This window comes from Candidatus Annandia pinicola, assembly GCF_020541245.1.
Lineage (GTDB): Bacteria > Pseudomonadota > Gammaproteobacteria > Enterobacterales > Enterobacteriaceae_A > Annandia > Annandia pinicola.
In genome coordinates, this window is the sequence record NZ_CP045876.1 from 26,816 (window position 1) to 43,499 (window position 16,684).

A 16,684-nucleotide genomic window follows, 5' to 3' on the forward strand; every position below is an offset into this window, starting at 1 on the left:
GGAAATTATGTCTAAAGAAAAATTTCAAAGAATTAAACCACATATTAATGTTGGTACTATAGGTCATGTAGATCATGGAAAAACAACTTTAACAGCAGCTATAACTACAGTACTATCTAAAATTCATGGTGGTTCTGCTAAAGCTTTTGAACAAATAGATAATGCTCCTGAAGAAAAAGCTCGTGGTATAACTATTAATACTTCTCATGTAGAATATAATACTAGTAAACGTCACTATGCTCATGTAGATTGTCCTGGACATGCAGATTATGTTAAAAATATGATAACAGGGGCTGCTCAAATGGATGGAGCTATTTTAGTAGTTGCTGCTACAGATGGGCCTATGCCTCAAACAAGAGAACATATATTATTAGGAAGACAAGTTGGGGTTCCTTATATAATGGTATTTTTAAATAAATGTGATATGGTTGATGATGAAGAATTATTAGAATTAGTAGAAATGGAAGTTCGTGATTTACTTACACAATATGAGTTTCCTGGTAATAAAATACCAATAGTAAGAGGGTCTGCTTTAAAAGCTTTAGAAGGTGATCCAAAATGGGAACAAAAAATTGTAGAATTAGCAAATCATTTAGATAATTATATACCAGAACCTAAAAGAGATATTGATAAACCATTTTTATTACCTATTGAAGATGTTTTTTCAATATCTGGAAGAGGAACAGTAGTTACTGGTCGTGTTGAAAGAGGATCTATCAAAATTGGAGAAGAAATTTCTATTATTGGAATAAAACCAACTACAAAAACAATATGTACTGGTGTAGAAATGTTTAGAAAATTATTAGATGAAGGAAGAGCTGGTGAAAATATTGGAGTTTTATTAAGAGGTACTAAAAGAGAAGAAATAGAAAGAGGACAGGTGTTAGCTAAACCAAATACTATTAAACCTCATACTAAATTTGAAGCAGAAGTATATATATTATCTAAAGAAGAAGGGGGTCGTCATACTCCATTTTTTAAAGGATATCGTCCACAATTTTATTTTAGAACAACAGATGTTACAGGTTTAATTGAATTACCTAAAGGCGTTGAAATGGTAATGCCTGGAGATAATATAAAAATGAATGTTGTATTGATACATCCTATAGCTATGGAAGATGGTTTAAGATTTGCAATTAGAGAAGGTGGACATACTGTAGGGGCTGGTATTGTATCTAAAATAATTGAATAAAAATATGAATTTAAAATATAAATTTTATAAAAAAAATAGGGCATTTTTAAAAAATGCCCTAATTATTAATAATTTATATTTATTTTTAAAAAAAAAAAAATTTTTTTTTATAATAATAATTTTTTTTTTATTATTAATAAATAATTTTTTTTATACAACTATTAAATATTATAAACATATAATAATTAATATTATATTATTAATTAATTTAAGCTATTTTTTTTATTTGAATTATAACAATAAAAGTATTTTAAAAAAATATTTAATTATTATAATAGATGAAATTTGTAATATTAATTGGATAAATTATAAAAAAATTATTATAATATTTATATATACTATTTTAATTATATTATTTACATCTTTTTTTATATTTATTATAGATTATATTATAATATATATTATTTCATTTTTAATAAAAATTAAATACTAAGTAATTGTATAATTAAATTTTATATAATAAAATAAGTGATAATATGTCTAAAAAAATTAAATCTTATATTAAATTACAAATTTTAGCTGGTATGGCTAATCCAAGTCCACCAGTAGGTCCTGCTTTAGGACAACAAGGTGTTAATATTGCACAATTTTGTAATCTTTTTAATGAAAAAACAAAAGATTTCGAAAAAAAAATGCCTATTCCTGTTATTATAACAGTTTATTATGATAAATCTTTTGATTTTATAATAAAAACACCACCAGCTTCTATTTTATTAAAAAAAGCAGCTAAAATTAAAAGTGGGGCAAATAAACCAAAAAAAGATAAAATAGGAAATATTACTTATAAACAAATTAAAAAAATAGCCTTAATTAAATCTAAAGATATGAATAGTTTAAATTTAAAATCTCAAATAAAATCTATTAAAGGAACAGCTATTTCTATGGGTTTAACTATAATAGATGATTAATAAATTAAAAAAACTATATGAATAAATTAAGTAAAAAATCAAATAAAAAATATTATAAATTTAATAAAAATAAAACATATAAATTTGATTATGCTATTGATATATTAAAAAAAAATACGATTTCTAGTTTCTTAGAAAGTGTAGATGTATCTATAAATTTAAATATTGATAAAAATAAAACTAAAAATAATATAAACAATTTTATAATATTACCATATAATATAAAAAAAAAGTTAAAAATAGTAGTATTTGCTCAAGGAAAAAACGCTGATTTAGCTAAAAAATGTGGAGCTGATTTTGTAGGTATGGAAGATTTATTAGAATTAATAAAAAAAGATGAAATTAAATATGATGTTGTAATTGCTACACCAGATTCTGTAAAATTAATAAAATCTTTAGGACCAATATTAGGACCTAAAGGATTAATGCCTAATTCTAAATTAGATACTATTACTAATAATATAAAGAGTTCTATAAAAAATATTAAAAACGGAAAGATTCAATACAAAAGTGATAAAAATGGAATTATAAATACTACAATTGGTAAAATTAATTTTAAAAATTATGAATTAAAAGAAAATTTAAAATTTTTATTATCAGATATACAAAAACTAAAATATAATAAAAATAAAGGAAATTTTTTAAAAAAAGTTTATTTATCTACTACTATGGGAATAGCTATTAATTTAATTATATCTAATATAATATAATTTTATAAATTATTATTAAAAATATGTTAATTTATAGTTTTAAATTAAGGAATTCAAATTAATGATATTAAGTTTTAATAATAAAAAAAAAATTGTTAACAAAATTAGTAAAATAATATCTAAATCATTATCTATTATTATAATTAGTATTTGTGGCATAGAAGTGAATAAAATAACAGAATTAAGAAAAAAATGTATAAAAAATAAAGTTTATTTAAAAATAGTACAAAATAATTTACTAAAAATAAGTATTAAAAATACTAAATACGAATGTTTAGAAAATAACATTGTAGGACCAACTATGATGGTTTGCTCTTTAGAACATCCTGGTACAGCTGCACGTTTATTAAAAGATTTTTTAAAAGAAAATAAAAAACTTAGTATTAAAGCAGCTTCATTTGAAGGAAAATTAATAACTTCTGATAAAATTGATATATTAACAAATTTACCAACATATAAAGAATCTTTAATTAATCTAATTAATATTCTTAAGGAAATATCAATAGGTAAGTTTATTAAATTATTAAATATTATAGTAAAAAAAAAAAAATAAATTAAAAAAAATAGGAAAATATGATGTCTTTTGATAAAGAAAAAATTGTTGATTTGATATCCAATATGTCTATTAAAGATATATTGGATTTAATTAAAAAAATAGAAAATAAATTTAATATTTCTTCTTCAGAATATATTAATAAAACAAATAGTGCAAGTGATAAAAAAATAGAAGAAAAAACTGAATTTAATATAATACTAAATTCAGTTGGTAAAAATAGAATAAGTGTAATTAAAGCTATACGTAGTATTACTAGTTTAGGATTAAAAGAATCTAAAAATCTTGTAGAATCTGCTCCAATATTAGTAAAAGAAAATATAAATAAAGAAGAATGTCAAAAAATAAAAAAAACATTAGAAGATGTTGGTGCTAAGGTTGAAATTAAATAAAAAAATTAAAATATTTTATGATAATTATACTACTAATAATTTTATAATTATTAGTAGTATTAATTATAAAATAATTTATAAAAATTAATTATAGGAAAACATAACATGTTTGGTTTTAAAAAACATAAACAAATTATTCGTAAAAGTTTTAATAAAAATCCTCAATTATTACAAGTACCATTTTTATTAGCTATTCAAATTAATTCTTTTAAAAGATTTTTAGAAATAGATCCTAAATGTAAAAGAGGTTTAGAATCTGAATTAAAATCATTTTTTCCTATAATAGAAAAAAAAAAAAACATTGAAATTAGATATATAAAATATAAAATAAGTAAACCAGAAGATTCTCCTTCAGAATGTAAAATTAAAAGTAAAACATATTTTTCACCATTATATATAACATTTCAATTAATTCAATATAAAAATTTATCAAAATCTAAAAAAATAAAAAAGATAACTGAACAAGAAGTTTTTATTGGTGAAATTCCTTTAATGACACCAACTGGATCTTTTATTATTAATGGAACAGAAAGAGTTGTAGTTTCTCAATTACATAGAAGTACAGGAATAATTTTTGATCATGATAAAGGTAAAAGCCATCCTTCTGGAAAGATATTATACAGATCAAGAGTTTTGCCTCAATCTGGATCTTGGTTAGATTTTGAATTTGATGTTAATGATCAATTACATTTAAGGATTAATCGTAGTCGTAAAATACCTGTTTATCTTATATTAAAAGCATTGGGATATAATTCAAATGAAATATTAAGAATTTTTTTTAAAACAATTAAATTTAAAATTTTAAATAATAAATTTTATACAAAATTTATACCAAGCAACTTTAAAAATGTTATTTTAAATTTTGATATTAAATTTAAAAATAAAATATATGTTAAAAAAAATTCAAGAGTTGATTATAATAGTATAAAAAGAATGAAAGAAGATAATATAAAAGAAATAGAAGTACCAATAAGTTATATTATTGGTTCAGTTGTATCTAAAAGTTATTATGATAAACATAATAAAATAATAATAAAAGTAAATAATAGGATTTCTATAAGATCATTATCAGAAATTGTTAAAAACAATTTTTTTTATATTGAAACTATTTTTATTAAAAAAAATAATAACTTATATTATAAAAATGTAATAAATATTAATTATTATAATAAAGATAAAGCTTTAATGGAAATATATAAAATTATAAAACCTGGGGAATATGCTTCAAAAGAATTATCTGAATGTTTTTTTAAAAAAATATTCTTAGATAAAAAAAAATATAATTTATCTTTAGTAGGAAGATATAGATTTAATAAATCTTTAGGAATTCAAATAACTCATGGACATAATAATTTAAGTAAAAATGATATTGTTAGAATAATTAAAAAAATTATAGATATTAAAAATAAAGTTCAGAAAACAGATAGTATAGATGATTTAAGTAATAGAAAAGTTAAATCTATAGGAGAAATGTTATCAAGTCAATTTAATATAGCTTTATTTAGAATAAAAAAAATGATAAAGTTATATCTTAAAGATAAAAAAAATAAAATAATATCTTTGGAAACATTAATTAATCCTAAAATACTTTCTAATATAATGAAAAGATTTTTTACTTTAAGTCCATTATCACAATTTATGGATCAAAATAACCCATTATCTGAAATTACTCATAAAAGACGAATCTCTTCTTTAGGTCCTGGTGGTTTAAATAGAGAAAGAGCTAATTTTGAAATTAGAGATGTTAATTATACTCATTATGGTAAAATGTGTCCTGTAGAAACTCCAGAAGGACCAAATATAGGATTAATAACTTCTTTAGCTTTATATGCTTATGTAAATAGAGATGGTTTTTTAGAAACTCCTTATTTTTGTGTTATAAAATGTAGGATAATTAAAGAAGTTCATTATTTATCTTCTGAAGAAGAAAGTAGATGTGTAATTGCTCAAGCTAGTACTAATTTAGATGATAATAATTATTTAATTGATGAATTTATATTATGTAGATATAAAGGAGAATCTGGTTTATTTAATCGTAAAGAAGTTAATTATATTGATGTTTCTATGCAACAAATATTATCAGTTGGTGTTTCCTTAATTCCATTTTTAGAACATAATGATGCTAATAGAGCTTTAATGGGTGCTAATATGCAAAGACAATCAGTTCCAAATTTAATTTCAGAATCACCTCTGATAGGTACTGGAATAGAAAAAATAATAACAATAGATTCAGGTTATTCAATTATTGCTATTAGAGGTGGTATTGTTAAATTTTTAGATTCTAAAAAAATTATTATTAAAGTTAATAAAAATGAAATAAATAAAAATAATGATATAGGTATAGATATTTATCGTTTAACTAAATATACTAGATCTAATCAAAATACCTGTATAAATCAAAAACCTATTGTCTATTTAAATGAAAAAATAAATATAGGTGATATTATAGCTGATGGATCAGCTAGTGATAAGGGTGAATTATCTTTAGGTCATAATGTTATGGTTGCTTTTATGCCTTGGAAAGGTTATAACTTTGAAGATGCAATATTAATTTCAGAAAGATTGTTAAAAGATGATTTATTTACTACATTACATATACAAGAATTATCATGTATAATTAAAGAAACTAAATTAGGTCCTGAAGTTATAACTAAATGTGTACCAAATGTAAATGAAGCTTTTTTAAAAAAATTAAATAACACAGGTATTGTTAGAATGGGTTCTTTTGTTAATGGGGGAGATGTTTTAGTAGGTAGAGTTAAACCTAAGATGTCTACTAGATTTTCACCAGAAGAAAGATTATTAAAAGCAATATTTGGACAAAGAACAACTGATTTTAAAGACGGGTCATTAAAAATGACATCAGAATTATCAGGAACGGTAATAGATATAAGAACTTTTAATCGTCAAGATGTAGTAAAAAATATGTATGAAATTATTTTAGAAAAAAAAAAAATTTTTAAAGAAGAAGTAAATATTATACAAGATTTTGAAATTTTAGAATCAATGTTTTTTAAAAAAATACACAATTTTATAATAAAAGAAAAAAAAATAAAACCTAAAAAAATATTACCTAAAAGAATTATTTTAGGATTAATTTTAAAAAATAAATTTAAACAAATGGAATTAGAAAAAATTAGAGAAGAATATTATGATGAAAAAAGAAGATTTTGTTATAAATTATTATCTAATAGAAAAAATATAAAAAAAATTTATACTTTACCAATTGGGGTAATTACTATGATTAAAATATTAATTGCTATTAAAAAACCAATACAAGTTGGTGATAAAATGTCTGGTCGTCATGGAAATAAAGGTGTAATATCAAGAATTAATCCTATTGAGGATATGCCTTATGATGAAAGTGGTATGCCTGTAGATATAGTTTTAAACCCTTTAGGTGTTCCTTCTCGTATGAATATTGGTCAAATTTTAGAAACTCATTTGGGTTTAGCATCAAAAGGAATAGGTGATAAAATAAATAAGATGGTAAAAAAAAAAGAAAAAATTTATAAAATACGTTCTTTTATGCAAAAAGTTTATAGTTTAGGTGTTAATCCTAGAGTAGCATTTAACTTAAAAAATTTATCAGATGATGAAGTTTTAGATTTAGCAAAAAGTATGAAACGTGGTATGCCAATGGCAACACCTGTATTTGATAGTGCTAAAAAATCTGAAATAAGAAAATTATTAAAATTATGTGATCTTCCACCTTCTGGGCAAGTTACTCTTTTTGATGGATGTACAGGAGAAAAAATAGAAAAACCTGTAACAATAGGTTATTTATATATGTTAAAATTAAATCATTTAGTTGATGATAAGATGCATGCTAGATCTACTGGTTCTTATAGTTTAATAACTCAACAACCATTAGGAGGTAAATCTCAATTTGGTGGACAAAGATTTGGAGAAATGGAAGTATGGGCTTTAGAAGCTTATGGAGCAGCATATACTTTACAAGAAATGTTAACAGTTAAATCTGATGATATTGAAGGAAGAACACAAATATATAAAAATATTATAAATAATAATTATAAAATGGAAACTAGTATTCCAGAATCATTTAATGTTCTTGTTAAAGAAATAAAATCTTTATGTATAAATATTGAATTAAAAAAATAAATTATTTAATATTAAAAAAAAGGAATATTAAAATTAAAAAAATAAATAATATTTTAAAAAATAAAAATAAGTTTTTAAAATTTAACCTTATTAAAATTATGTTAGCTTCTCCAAATTTAATTAGATCATGGTCACATGGTGAAATAACTAAACCCGAAACTATTAACTATCGTACATTTAAACCAGAACATGGTGGGTTATTTTGTGCTCGTATATTTGGTCCTGTTAGAGATTATGAATGTCTTTGTGGTAAGTATAAAAAACTAAAACATATAGGTGTTTTATGTGAAAAATGTGGTGTAGAAGTTATTGAATCTAAATATAGAAGAGAAAGAATGGGTCATATAGAATTAGCTTCTCCTGTGGCACATATATGGTTTTTAAGATCAATGCCTTCTAGAATAAGTTTATTATTAGATATGAATTTAAAAACTATAGAAAAAGTTCTTTATTTTGAATCTTACGTAGTAATTAAATCAGGTAATTCAAAATTAAAGAAATGTCAAACTTTAACTGAAGAAGAATACTTATCTACAATAGAAAGATTTGATCGTAAATTTAAAGTTGGTATAGGTACAGAAGCTATTCAATCTCTTTTAAAGAATATAGATTTAAAACATGAGTATTTTAAATTACAAAAAAAAATAAAAATTAGTAAATCTATTATAAAAAGAAAAAAATTAAATCAAAGATCTAGGTTAATTGAAAATTTAATCAAATCTGGAAATAAACCACAATGGATGATATTAAATGTATTACCTGTAATACCACCTGATTTAAGACCTTTAGTACCATTAGATGGATGTAAATTTGCAACTTCTGATTTAAATGATTTATATCGTAGAGTTATTAATAGAAATAATCGACTTAAACGTTTATTATTTTTATCAGCTCCAGATATAATTATAAGAAATGAAAAAAGAATGTTACAAGAAGCTGTAGATACTTTATTAGATAATAGTAGACGTGGTAATATAATTACAGCTAATAATAAAAGACCTCTAAAATCTCTTACTGATATGATAAAAGGTAAAAGAGGTCGTTTTAGACAAAACTTATTAGGAAAAAGAGTAGATTATTCAGGAAGATCAGTAATTACCGTAGGACCAGACTTACGTCTTAATCAATGTGGAATACCAAAAAAAATGGCATTAGAATTGTTTAGACCATTTATTTATGGAAAATTAGAATTACGTGGTTTAGCTAATACTGTTAAATCATCAAAAAAAATGGTTGATCATGAACATAATGCTATATGGGATATTTTAGATGAATTAATAAAAGAACATCCAATATTACTTAATAGAGCTCCAACATTGCATCGTTTAGGGATTCAAGCATTTGAACCTATTTTAGTTGAAGGAAAAGCTATTAAATTACATCCATTAGTTTGTACTTCTTATAATGCTGATTTTGATGGAGATCAAATGGCGGTACATATACCTTTAACTTTAGAATCTCAAATAGAATCAAGAGCTTTAATGATGTCAACCAACAATATTATATCTCCAGCTAATGGTGAATCTGTTATAGTACCATCTCAAGATATAGTATTAGGTTTATACTATATGACTAAATCAAAAAAATATGGAAAAGGTGAAGGTATGATATTAAATGATCCTGAAGAAGCATTAAGATTATATCATTTTGGAATTGTAGAATTACATACAAAAGTAAAAGTTTATATTGTTGAATATAAAAATATATTTGTAAAAAAAAAAAATAAAATAAAAAAAATAAGATCTTTAAAAAATACTACAATAGGTCGTGTTATATTATGGAGAGTAATGCCAAAAAAAATATCTTTTGATTTAATTAATAAAATTATAAAAAAAAAAGAAATTACTGATATTTTTAATATATTTAATGTTATTATGGGGGTTAAAGAAACTGCAAAATTTGCTGATAAAATAATGAGAATAGGTTTTTATTATGCATTTAAATCAGGTATTTCAATTGGAATTAACGATATAATTGTTCCTAAAGAAAAATATATTATTATTGATAAATCAAAAAAAAAAGTTAAAAAAATACAAAAACAATTTAATTATGGATTTTTTAGCCATAATGAACTTTATAATAGAATTATAGATATTTGGACAGAAACAGGTGAAACAATATCTAAATTTATGATGAAAATTATTTCAAAGGAAATGTTACCTGATGACAAAGGTAATTTAAAACTTCAATCTTCTTTTAATAATGTTTTTATGATGTCTGATTCTGGAGCTAGAGGTTCTATGGCTCAAATTCGTCAATTAGCAGGTATGCGTGGCTTAATGTCTAAACCTGATGGTTCAATTATTGAAAATCCAATATTAGCTAATTTTCATGAAGGATTAAATGTTTTGCAATATTTTATTTCTACTCATGGTGCTCGTAAAGGGTTATCTGATACAGCATTAAAAACCGCTAATTCTGGATATTTAACTAGAAGATTAGTTGATGTTACACAAGATTTAGTTATAGTAGAATATGATTGTAAAACTAAAAATGGTATTGTAATTAGATCTTTAATAGAAGATCAATATATTAAAGAATCTTTATTTAGTAAAATATTGGGAAGAGTTTCTGCAGAAAATATTATGAAACCTAATACAAATATTATTTTAATAAAAAATAATACATTGTTAGATGAATATTTATGTAAAATTATAGAAAATAATGAAATAGATAGTGTTAAAGTAAGATCAGTAGTTACATGTGATACTAACTTTGGAATTTGTGCTAAATGTTATGGAAGGGATTTATCTAGAATGAGATTAATAAATCAAGGAGATGCTGTTGGTGTTGTAGCAGCTCAATCTATTGGAGAACCAGGTACTCAATTAACAATGCGTACATTTCATATTGGTGGTACATCTTCTAGATCAGCATTAGTATCTAATATTCAAGTTAATAATAATGGTATAATTGAATTAACTAATTCTAAAATATTAATTAATAAATTTGGTAAATCTATTATAGTGTCTAAAAATGTAAGATTAAGATTGTTAGATAAAAATAATAAAGTTATAGAAAATTATATTGTTCCATATGGTTCTTATATTAAAAAAAAAAATGGAGATTACGTTCGTTCAGGAGATATTGTAGCTGATTGGGATCCATATACAATACCTATTATAAGTGAAGTTGATGGTTATGTTAAATTTATAGATATAATAAATAGAAAAAGTGTTAAAATAAGAAATGATGATTTTACTGGATTAGTATCTATAGAAGTTCTTGATAACTCAAAAAGAAGTATTAATAATAAATGTTTACAACCAAAATTTAGAATTTTAAATAAAAAAGGTAATGAAATTAATATAATAAATAATAAAAAACCTATTCAATATATATTACCTGATAAAACTATTATACATTTGAAAGATGGTATTAAAGTTAATGCTGGTGATATTTTAGCTAGAACACCTCAAGATTTAGTAGTTTCTAAAGATATAACAGGAGGTTTACCTAAAGTAGCTGACATATTTGAAGCTCGTAATCCTGCAAATAAAGCTATATTAGCTAGATTAAGAGGAATTGTAGTTTTTGGTAAAATATCTAAAACAAAAATGAAAATAATGATTAAATCAGAAAAAAATGGTGATATTTTAGTTGAAGAAAATATTTCTAAATTACGTCAATTAAATGTAATAGAAGGAGAAATAGTCGATATTGGTGATGTTATATCTGATGGGCCTTTATCAGCTAATGATATTCTTACATTATGTGGTTTACAATATTTAAATAATTATATAGTAAATTCAGTACAAGAAGTTTATCGTTTACAAGGTGTTAAAATAAACGATAAACATATTGAAATTATAATAAGACAAATGTTAAAAAAAGTTACTATTATAAATGCTGGAGATTCAAATTTTTTTGATGGAGAAGAAGTAGAATTTTCTACTTTAAAAATAGTTAATAAATATTTAAAATTATGTGGAAAAAAAATAGCTACTTTTAAAAGAATTGTATTAGGTATAACAAAAGCATCTTTGTCTACAGATTCTTTTATATCTGCAGCATCTTTTCAAGAAACTACTAAAATTTTAGTTGATTCAGCTTTATCAGGAAAAATAGATGAATTAAGAGGTTTAAAAGAAAATGTTATAGTTGGGCGTATTATTCCAGCTGGAACTGGATATTCTTATCATCAAAGATATTTAAAAAAACTTTTAAAAAAAGAATAAAAAAATTAAAAAGAATAATCTTTTTTTTTTTTTTTTTTATTTTTATTTTTAATAAGTAACATAGATATATTATTTCTACAAGCATATCTTAATATTCTTTGATCATCTTCATCACCTATTGGTTTTATAATACAACTAACTCCCATACTTTTTGATATAGAAAAATGACGTTCCCCTAAAGATTCACAATCAACAATTGACATTACACAGGTTTTGCTTAAAGGTTTATAATGTATATTTTGTTTACAACGATCATGAAATGTATCCATGGTTTCAAAATGATTTAATCTTTTATTATATACGTAAAATATAAGTTCTTCATTTATTTTAAATAACATATCATAAGCAAAAATTGAATCTTCAATTTCTTGATGAGAAGGGACTTTTCTTCCTATACTCATTAATGTTGTTTTATTAAATTCAATATTATTATCATTATTAAATATCATTTTATTATTATATATTAAAATAAATGTATATTTTTTTTTATCTATATTTATTATATTATGTACTGTAAAAGGTATAATTGCTATATTAATATACTCTTTTTTTATTCTATTTTTTATAATATTTTGATATATTTTTTTTTCAAAAAAAACTAATTGAGGACCAATATCTAAAGAAGAATATATATAATAAATTTTATATCTATATAAAATTTTATTTATTTCATTTATAATATAATTATAATCTTTAGATTTTATTAAAATTCCAACAAATATTGGTAATCTATTATTATTATCTAAAAAATACTCTTTTTTATAAACAAAACTCGTTCTATTTAATTTATAAATTTTCATATATTTTCTTTATTTTATTTTTTTTTAAATTATATGTTTATATTTTTTTAAATAATCTAAAATTTTTTTTTCATATTCAACAGAATAAACAAATGCTTTTTCTGCTAATTCAAGTTTAGTTTTTAATGTTATACAATTATTATTATTATTCATTTCTTTAATAATATTATCATGATTATTAATTACAATTGCTACTTCTTTATAATTTATAATAGAAGATTTTATCAATGATAGATTACCAATATCTATTTTTTTCATTATTTCTCTTAATTTTATATTTTTTGATTTTATTAATTTTTCAAAAGGAATTAAATCTACACATATCATATCAATAGGAACAACTCTATTATATAACATATCACTATGATCTTTAATACGCCTTCCTGCAACTCCAGCATGTATTCTAGGATGTAAAAGATTAATGTTATTTATAATAATATTTGGAAATTGAACATAATCTGAAATATTAGTAGAATTTATACTATTATTTGTTAATATATCGTAAATACTTTCTGTTGACAATAAACTTATATCTTTTTTATAAAGTTTATTTAAAAATTTTAAAATTGAATATGGATTATATACGCTAATCAAAACACATCTTATAGGATTATTATTTTTCATTATATTATTCTTCTTTTTAATATAAATAATTAATTTTGTAATTAATTATTTATTTTTTTTTTATTTATATTAATTATATATTAATAAATTAATATTATATAATTTTAATTATATAATTTAAAGCTAAAAAATAACCATAAATTCCAAAACCACAGATAATTCCATTAGATATATCAGAAATATAAGATTTATGTCTAAATTTTTCTCTAGAAAATATATTAGAAATATGAATTTCAATAAATGGTATTTTTACCGATAACAAAGCATCACGTAATGCTATACTTGTATGAGTAAAAGAACCAGGATTAATAATTATATAATTTATTTTTTTATAAGATTTATGAATTTTATCAATTAATAAACCTTCTGAATTAGATTGAAAATCTTTTAATAAAATATTATTTTTATTGGCTATATTTTTTAAATCTAAAATTATATTAGATAACTTTATATTACCATATATATTAGATTCTCTTTTACCTAATAAATTTAAATTGGGGCCATTTAATAATAAAACTTTATACATTATTTTACCCCCACCTACAAATTTTTTTTAATTAATTATTAAAAATTTTAATAATAATTTAATAATATAATAAAAAAAATAATTATTTTTTAGTAATCAAATATTTTTATAATAAATTAATAAATATTTTATTTTAAAAATATAAATTTAAAAACATAAATTAATTATATATTAATATTTTTATAAAATCAATATTATATTAAAAATATAAATAATTTTTAACATTATAAATTTATAAATTATTTATTAAGATTTAATAATATATTATAAATTATTTTAATAATATAATTTATAATTAAAATATTTATAATAATTATTTTTTATCTAAATTTAGTTAATGATAAAAAAAATAATAAATTTATAATATAAATATATTTATTTAAATTTTACCATAAAATTATTTTTTTAATAAAAAATTTTAAAAAAATATAATATATAAATTAAAAAAAATAAATAAATTTTATAACAATAATTAATATATATATAAAATTAAAAAAAATAATTAAAAATATCATTATTTTTTAATAATAAAACTTTTATTTATTATATTATTAATTAGTTAATTATAATACTATTTAATATTAATAATAATTATATTAAATTTAATTTTTTTTAACATTTAATATTAATATAATTTTAAAAAATAAAGATAAATTAAATTTTTTTATTATTAATTTATAAAAATAATTTATAATTTTATTATATAAAATTTAGTTTATATAATAACTATATAATTAAAATAATATTATGAAAACATTTACAATAAAAAAAAAATCAATTATAAAAAAATGGTATATAGTAAATGCAAAGAATAAAATATTAGGTCGTTTTGTTTCTAAAATATCTAAATATTTAATGGGAAAAAATAAACCTATATATACTCCTCATATAGATACAGGTGATAATATAATAGTTATAAATGCATCAAAAATATTATTAACAGGAAATAAAATAAATAGTAAACAATATTATTATCATACAGGTTATCCTGGTGGTATTAAAAAAGTATCTTTAAAAAAAATGTTAAAAAAATATCCAATAAAAGTTATTCAAAAAGCTATTAAAGGAATGCTTCCTAAAGGTCCTTTAGGTAAACAAATGTTTTCAAAATTAAGAATATACCCTGAAGAAAAATATGAACATAAATCACAAAAAACTAAATTATTAAATTTGTAATGGTGGAATAATATGAATAAAATAAATTGTTACTATAGTACTGGTCGTAGAAAAAAATCTATTGCTAGAGTATTTTTAAAACCAGGAAATGGAAATATTTTAATTAATAATAAAAATATTAATAAATATTTTAAAAATTTAAATTCTAAAATGTTAATTTTTCAACCTATAATAATGTCAAATATGGAAAATAGACTAAATTTATATATTACAGTAAAAGGAGGAGGTGTTTCAGGACAAGCAGGAGCTATTAGACATGGAATAACTAGATCATTAATTAAATATAATTATTTAACTAAAAAAAATTTAAAAAAATCAGGTTTTGTAACTAGAGATTCAAGACAAGTTGAGAGAAAAAAATTTGGTTTAAAAAAAGCAAGAAAAAATTCACAATTTTCAAAACGTTAGCTTATAATATAAACTCAAAGTTAAATTTAATGATTAAAAAAAAAAGTAAATATTTTCCATTAACTCTTTTTTCTGGAAATAAAGATATTTACAGTCATAAAATAAGAATGATTTTATCCATAAAAAATATATATGTTAAAATAAAACAAATATCATTTAATAAAATACCTAAAACAATTACAAATTTTCATAATTATGAAAAAAATAATAGATTATTTTTACACCAAATACCAATGTTAATAGATCGTTATATTATATTATATGAACCTAATATTATTATAAATTATATAAATGAAAAATTTCCTTATCCTTCATTATTACCAATTTTTCCTTTGGAAAGAAGTGAAAATAGATTAATAATTTATAATATAACATCTAATTGGTATAAATTAATAAATATTATTGAAAGAAATTATTTTAATTATGCAGAAAAAGCAAAGAAACAATTATCTAAAGAAGTATCAAAAATAGTTTATATTTTTATAAAAAAATCATCATTTTTAATTAATTTAAAATTAACTTTATTAGATTGTTATATAGCTCCTATTTTATGGAGAATAAAAAAATTAAAAATAATATTAAACTGTAAATATAGATATAAATTATATGTTTATATGAATAATTTATTCTCTAAAAGAAAATTTATAAATTCATTAACAAAATATGAAATAAATATGAATTTTTAAATTAATAATTAATTTAAAATATATTAAATTATATAATTATTTAAATTAATGTATATATTTATAAAAAAATAATATTTTATAAAATATTAATTACAATTATTAAATATGTAATGTATTAATATATTTTCATTTTTAATTAGGATTTTAAATTATGGAAAAAGAAAAAATATATTGTATATTATCTGAAAAATTAAAATTAAAAAAAATATATGTAAATGGTGATAATAGTAATTTTAATATAATTGCAATAGATGATATTTTTAAAAAATTAGATGATATTGAAAAACAAAAAATAATTTATAAACCTTTATTTAAATATATTTTAAAAAAAAAAATACATTCAATATCTATAGAATCATATTCAATAAAAGAATGGAAAAAAAAAATTAATTTAAATATTAATAAATAA

General features: G+C 20.2%; 13 protein-coding genes and 1 pseudogene. 11 read left to right on the forward strand and 3 right to left on the reverse strand.

The window, feature by feature from the left end; translation table 11 throughout:
• The first annotated feature begins 7 nt into the window (after nucleotides 1-7).
• The 7 genes and pseudogenes from tuf to rpoC all read left to right on the forward strand — a co-directional run.
• Entirely contained in the window at nucleotides 8-1,192 is a 1,185-nt protein-coding gene (gene tuf / locus GFK87_RS00150) for an elongation factor Tu (protein WP_226799142.1), read from the forward strand.
• Nucleotides 1,193-1,668: 476 nt separating this feature from the next.
• Nucleotides 1,669-2,100: a 50S ribosomal protein L11 gene (gene rplK, locus GFK87_RS00155; protein ID WP_226799144.1), complete on the forward strand. Its 432-nt coding sequence runs from the start codon at nucleotides 1,669-1,671 to the stop codon at nucleotides 2,098-2,100.
• Nucleotides 2,101-2,117: 17 nt separating this feature from the next.
• Nucleotides 2,118-2,810 carry a 50S ribosomal protein L1 gene (gene rplA, locus GFK87_RS00160; protein WP_226799146.1) on the forward strand — a complete coding sequence of 231 codons (693 nt, stop codon included), beginning with the start codon at nucleotides 2,118-2,120 and terminating at the stop codon, nucleotides 2,808-2,810.
• Nucleotides 2,811-2,871: 61 nt separating this feature from the next.
• Nucleotides 2,872-3,363 (forward strand): 50S ribosomal protein L10, encoded by a 492-nt coding sequence (rplJ, locus tag GFK87_RS00165; RefSeq protein WP_226799148.1) that lies wholly within the window; start codon nucleotides 2,872-2,874, stop codon nucleotides 3,361-3,363.
• A 23-nt stretch (nucleotides 3,364-3,386) separates the two neighbouring features.
• Nucleotides 3,387-3,755 carry a 50S ribosomal protein L7/L12 gene (gene rplL, locus GFK87_RS00170; RefSeq protein ID WP_226799318.1) on the forward strand — a complete coding sequence of 123 codons (369 nt, stop codon included), beginning with the start codon at nucleotides 3,387-3,389 and terminating at the stop codon, nucleotides 3,753-3,755.
• A gap of 105 nt (nucleotides 3,756-3,860) precedes the next feature.
• A complete protein-coding gene (gene rpoB / locus GFK87_RS00175) occupies nucleotides 3,861-7,877 on the forward strand; it encodes a DNA-directed RNA polymerase subunit beta (protein WP_226799150.1) in 4,017 nt (1,338 codons plus the stop codon).
• Between the two features lie 32 nt (nucleotides 7,878-7,909).
• A pseudogene (gene rpoC, locus GFK87_RS00180) lies at nucleotides 7,910-12,022 on the forward strand (DNA-directed RNA polymerase subunit beta'); the annotation flags it as partial.
• A gap of 38 nt (nucleotides 12,023-12,060) precedes the next feature.
• Here rpoC and GFK87_RS00185 read toward each other — a convergent pair.
• The 3 genes from GFK87_RS00185 to aroQ all read right to left on the reverse strand — a co-directional run bounded on the left by GFK87_RS00185 (nucleotide 12,061) and on the right by aroQ (nucleotide 14,005).
• Complete coding sequence (locus GFK87_RS00185) at nucleotides 12,061-12,855, reverse strand: hypothetical protein (RefSeq protein WP_226799152.1); 795 nt, start codon at nucleotides 12,853-12,855, stop codon at nucleotides 12,061-12,063.
• A 24-nt stretch (nucleotides 12,856-12,879) separates the two neighbouring features.
• Nucleotides 12,880-13,479, reverse strand: a complete 600-nt coding sequence (locus GFK87_RS00190; protein WP_226799154.1) for a hypothetical protein — start codon at nucleotides 13,477-13,479, stop codon at nucleotides 12,880-12,882.
• Nucleotides 13,480-13,573: 94 nt separating this feature from the next.
• Nucleotides 13,574-14,005: a type II 3-dehydroquinate dehydratase gene (gene aroQ, locus GFK87_RS00195; RefSeq protein WP_226799156.1), complete on the reverse strand. Its 432-nt coding sequence runs from the start codon at nucleotides 14,003-14,005 to the stop codon at nucleotides 13,574-13,576.
• A gap of 747 nt (nucleotides 14,006-14,752) precedes the next feature.
• Here aroQ and rplM point away from each other — a divergent pair.
• The 4 genes from rplM (at nucleotide 14,753) to GFK87_RS00215 (ending at nucleotide 16,684) form a co-directional block, all read left to right on the forward strand.
• Nucleotides 14,753-15,181: a 50S ribosomal protein L13 gene (gene rplM / locus GFK87_RS00200; protein ID WP_226799158.1), complete on the forward strand. Its 429-nt coding sequence runs from the start codon at nucleotides 14,753-14,755 to the stop codon at nucleotides 15,179-15,181.
• Nucleotides 15,182-15,193: 12 nt separating this feature from the next.
• Nucleotides 15,194-15,589, forward strand: a complete 396-nt coding sequence (gene rpsI, locus GFK87_RS00205) for a 30S ribosomal protein S9 (protein ID WP_226799160.1) — start codon at nucleotides 15,194-15,196, stop codon at nucleotides 15,587-15,589.
• 29 nt (nucleotides 15,590-15,618) lie between these two features.
• Nucleotides 15,619-16,275 (forward strand): hypothetical protein, encoded by a 657-nt coding sequence (locus GFK87_RS00210; RefSeq protein ID WP_226799162.1) that lies wholly within the window; start codon nucleotides 15,619-15,621, stop codon nucleotides 16,273-16,275.
• A 151-nt stretch (nucleotides 16,276-16,426) separates the two neighbouring features.
• Nucleotides 16,427-16,684, forward strand: coding sequence for a BolA family protein (locus tag GFK87_RS00215; RefSeq protein ID WP_226799164.1), 258 nt, complete (start codon nucleotides 16,427-16,429; stop codon nucleotides 16,682-16,684).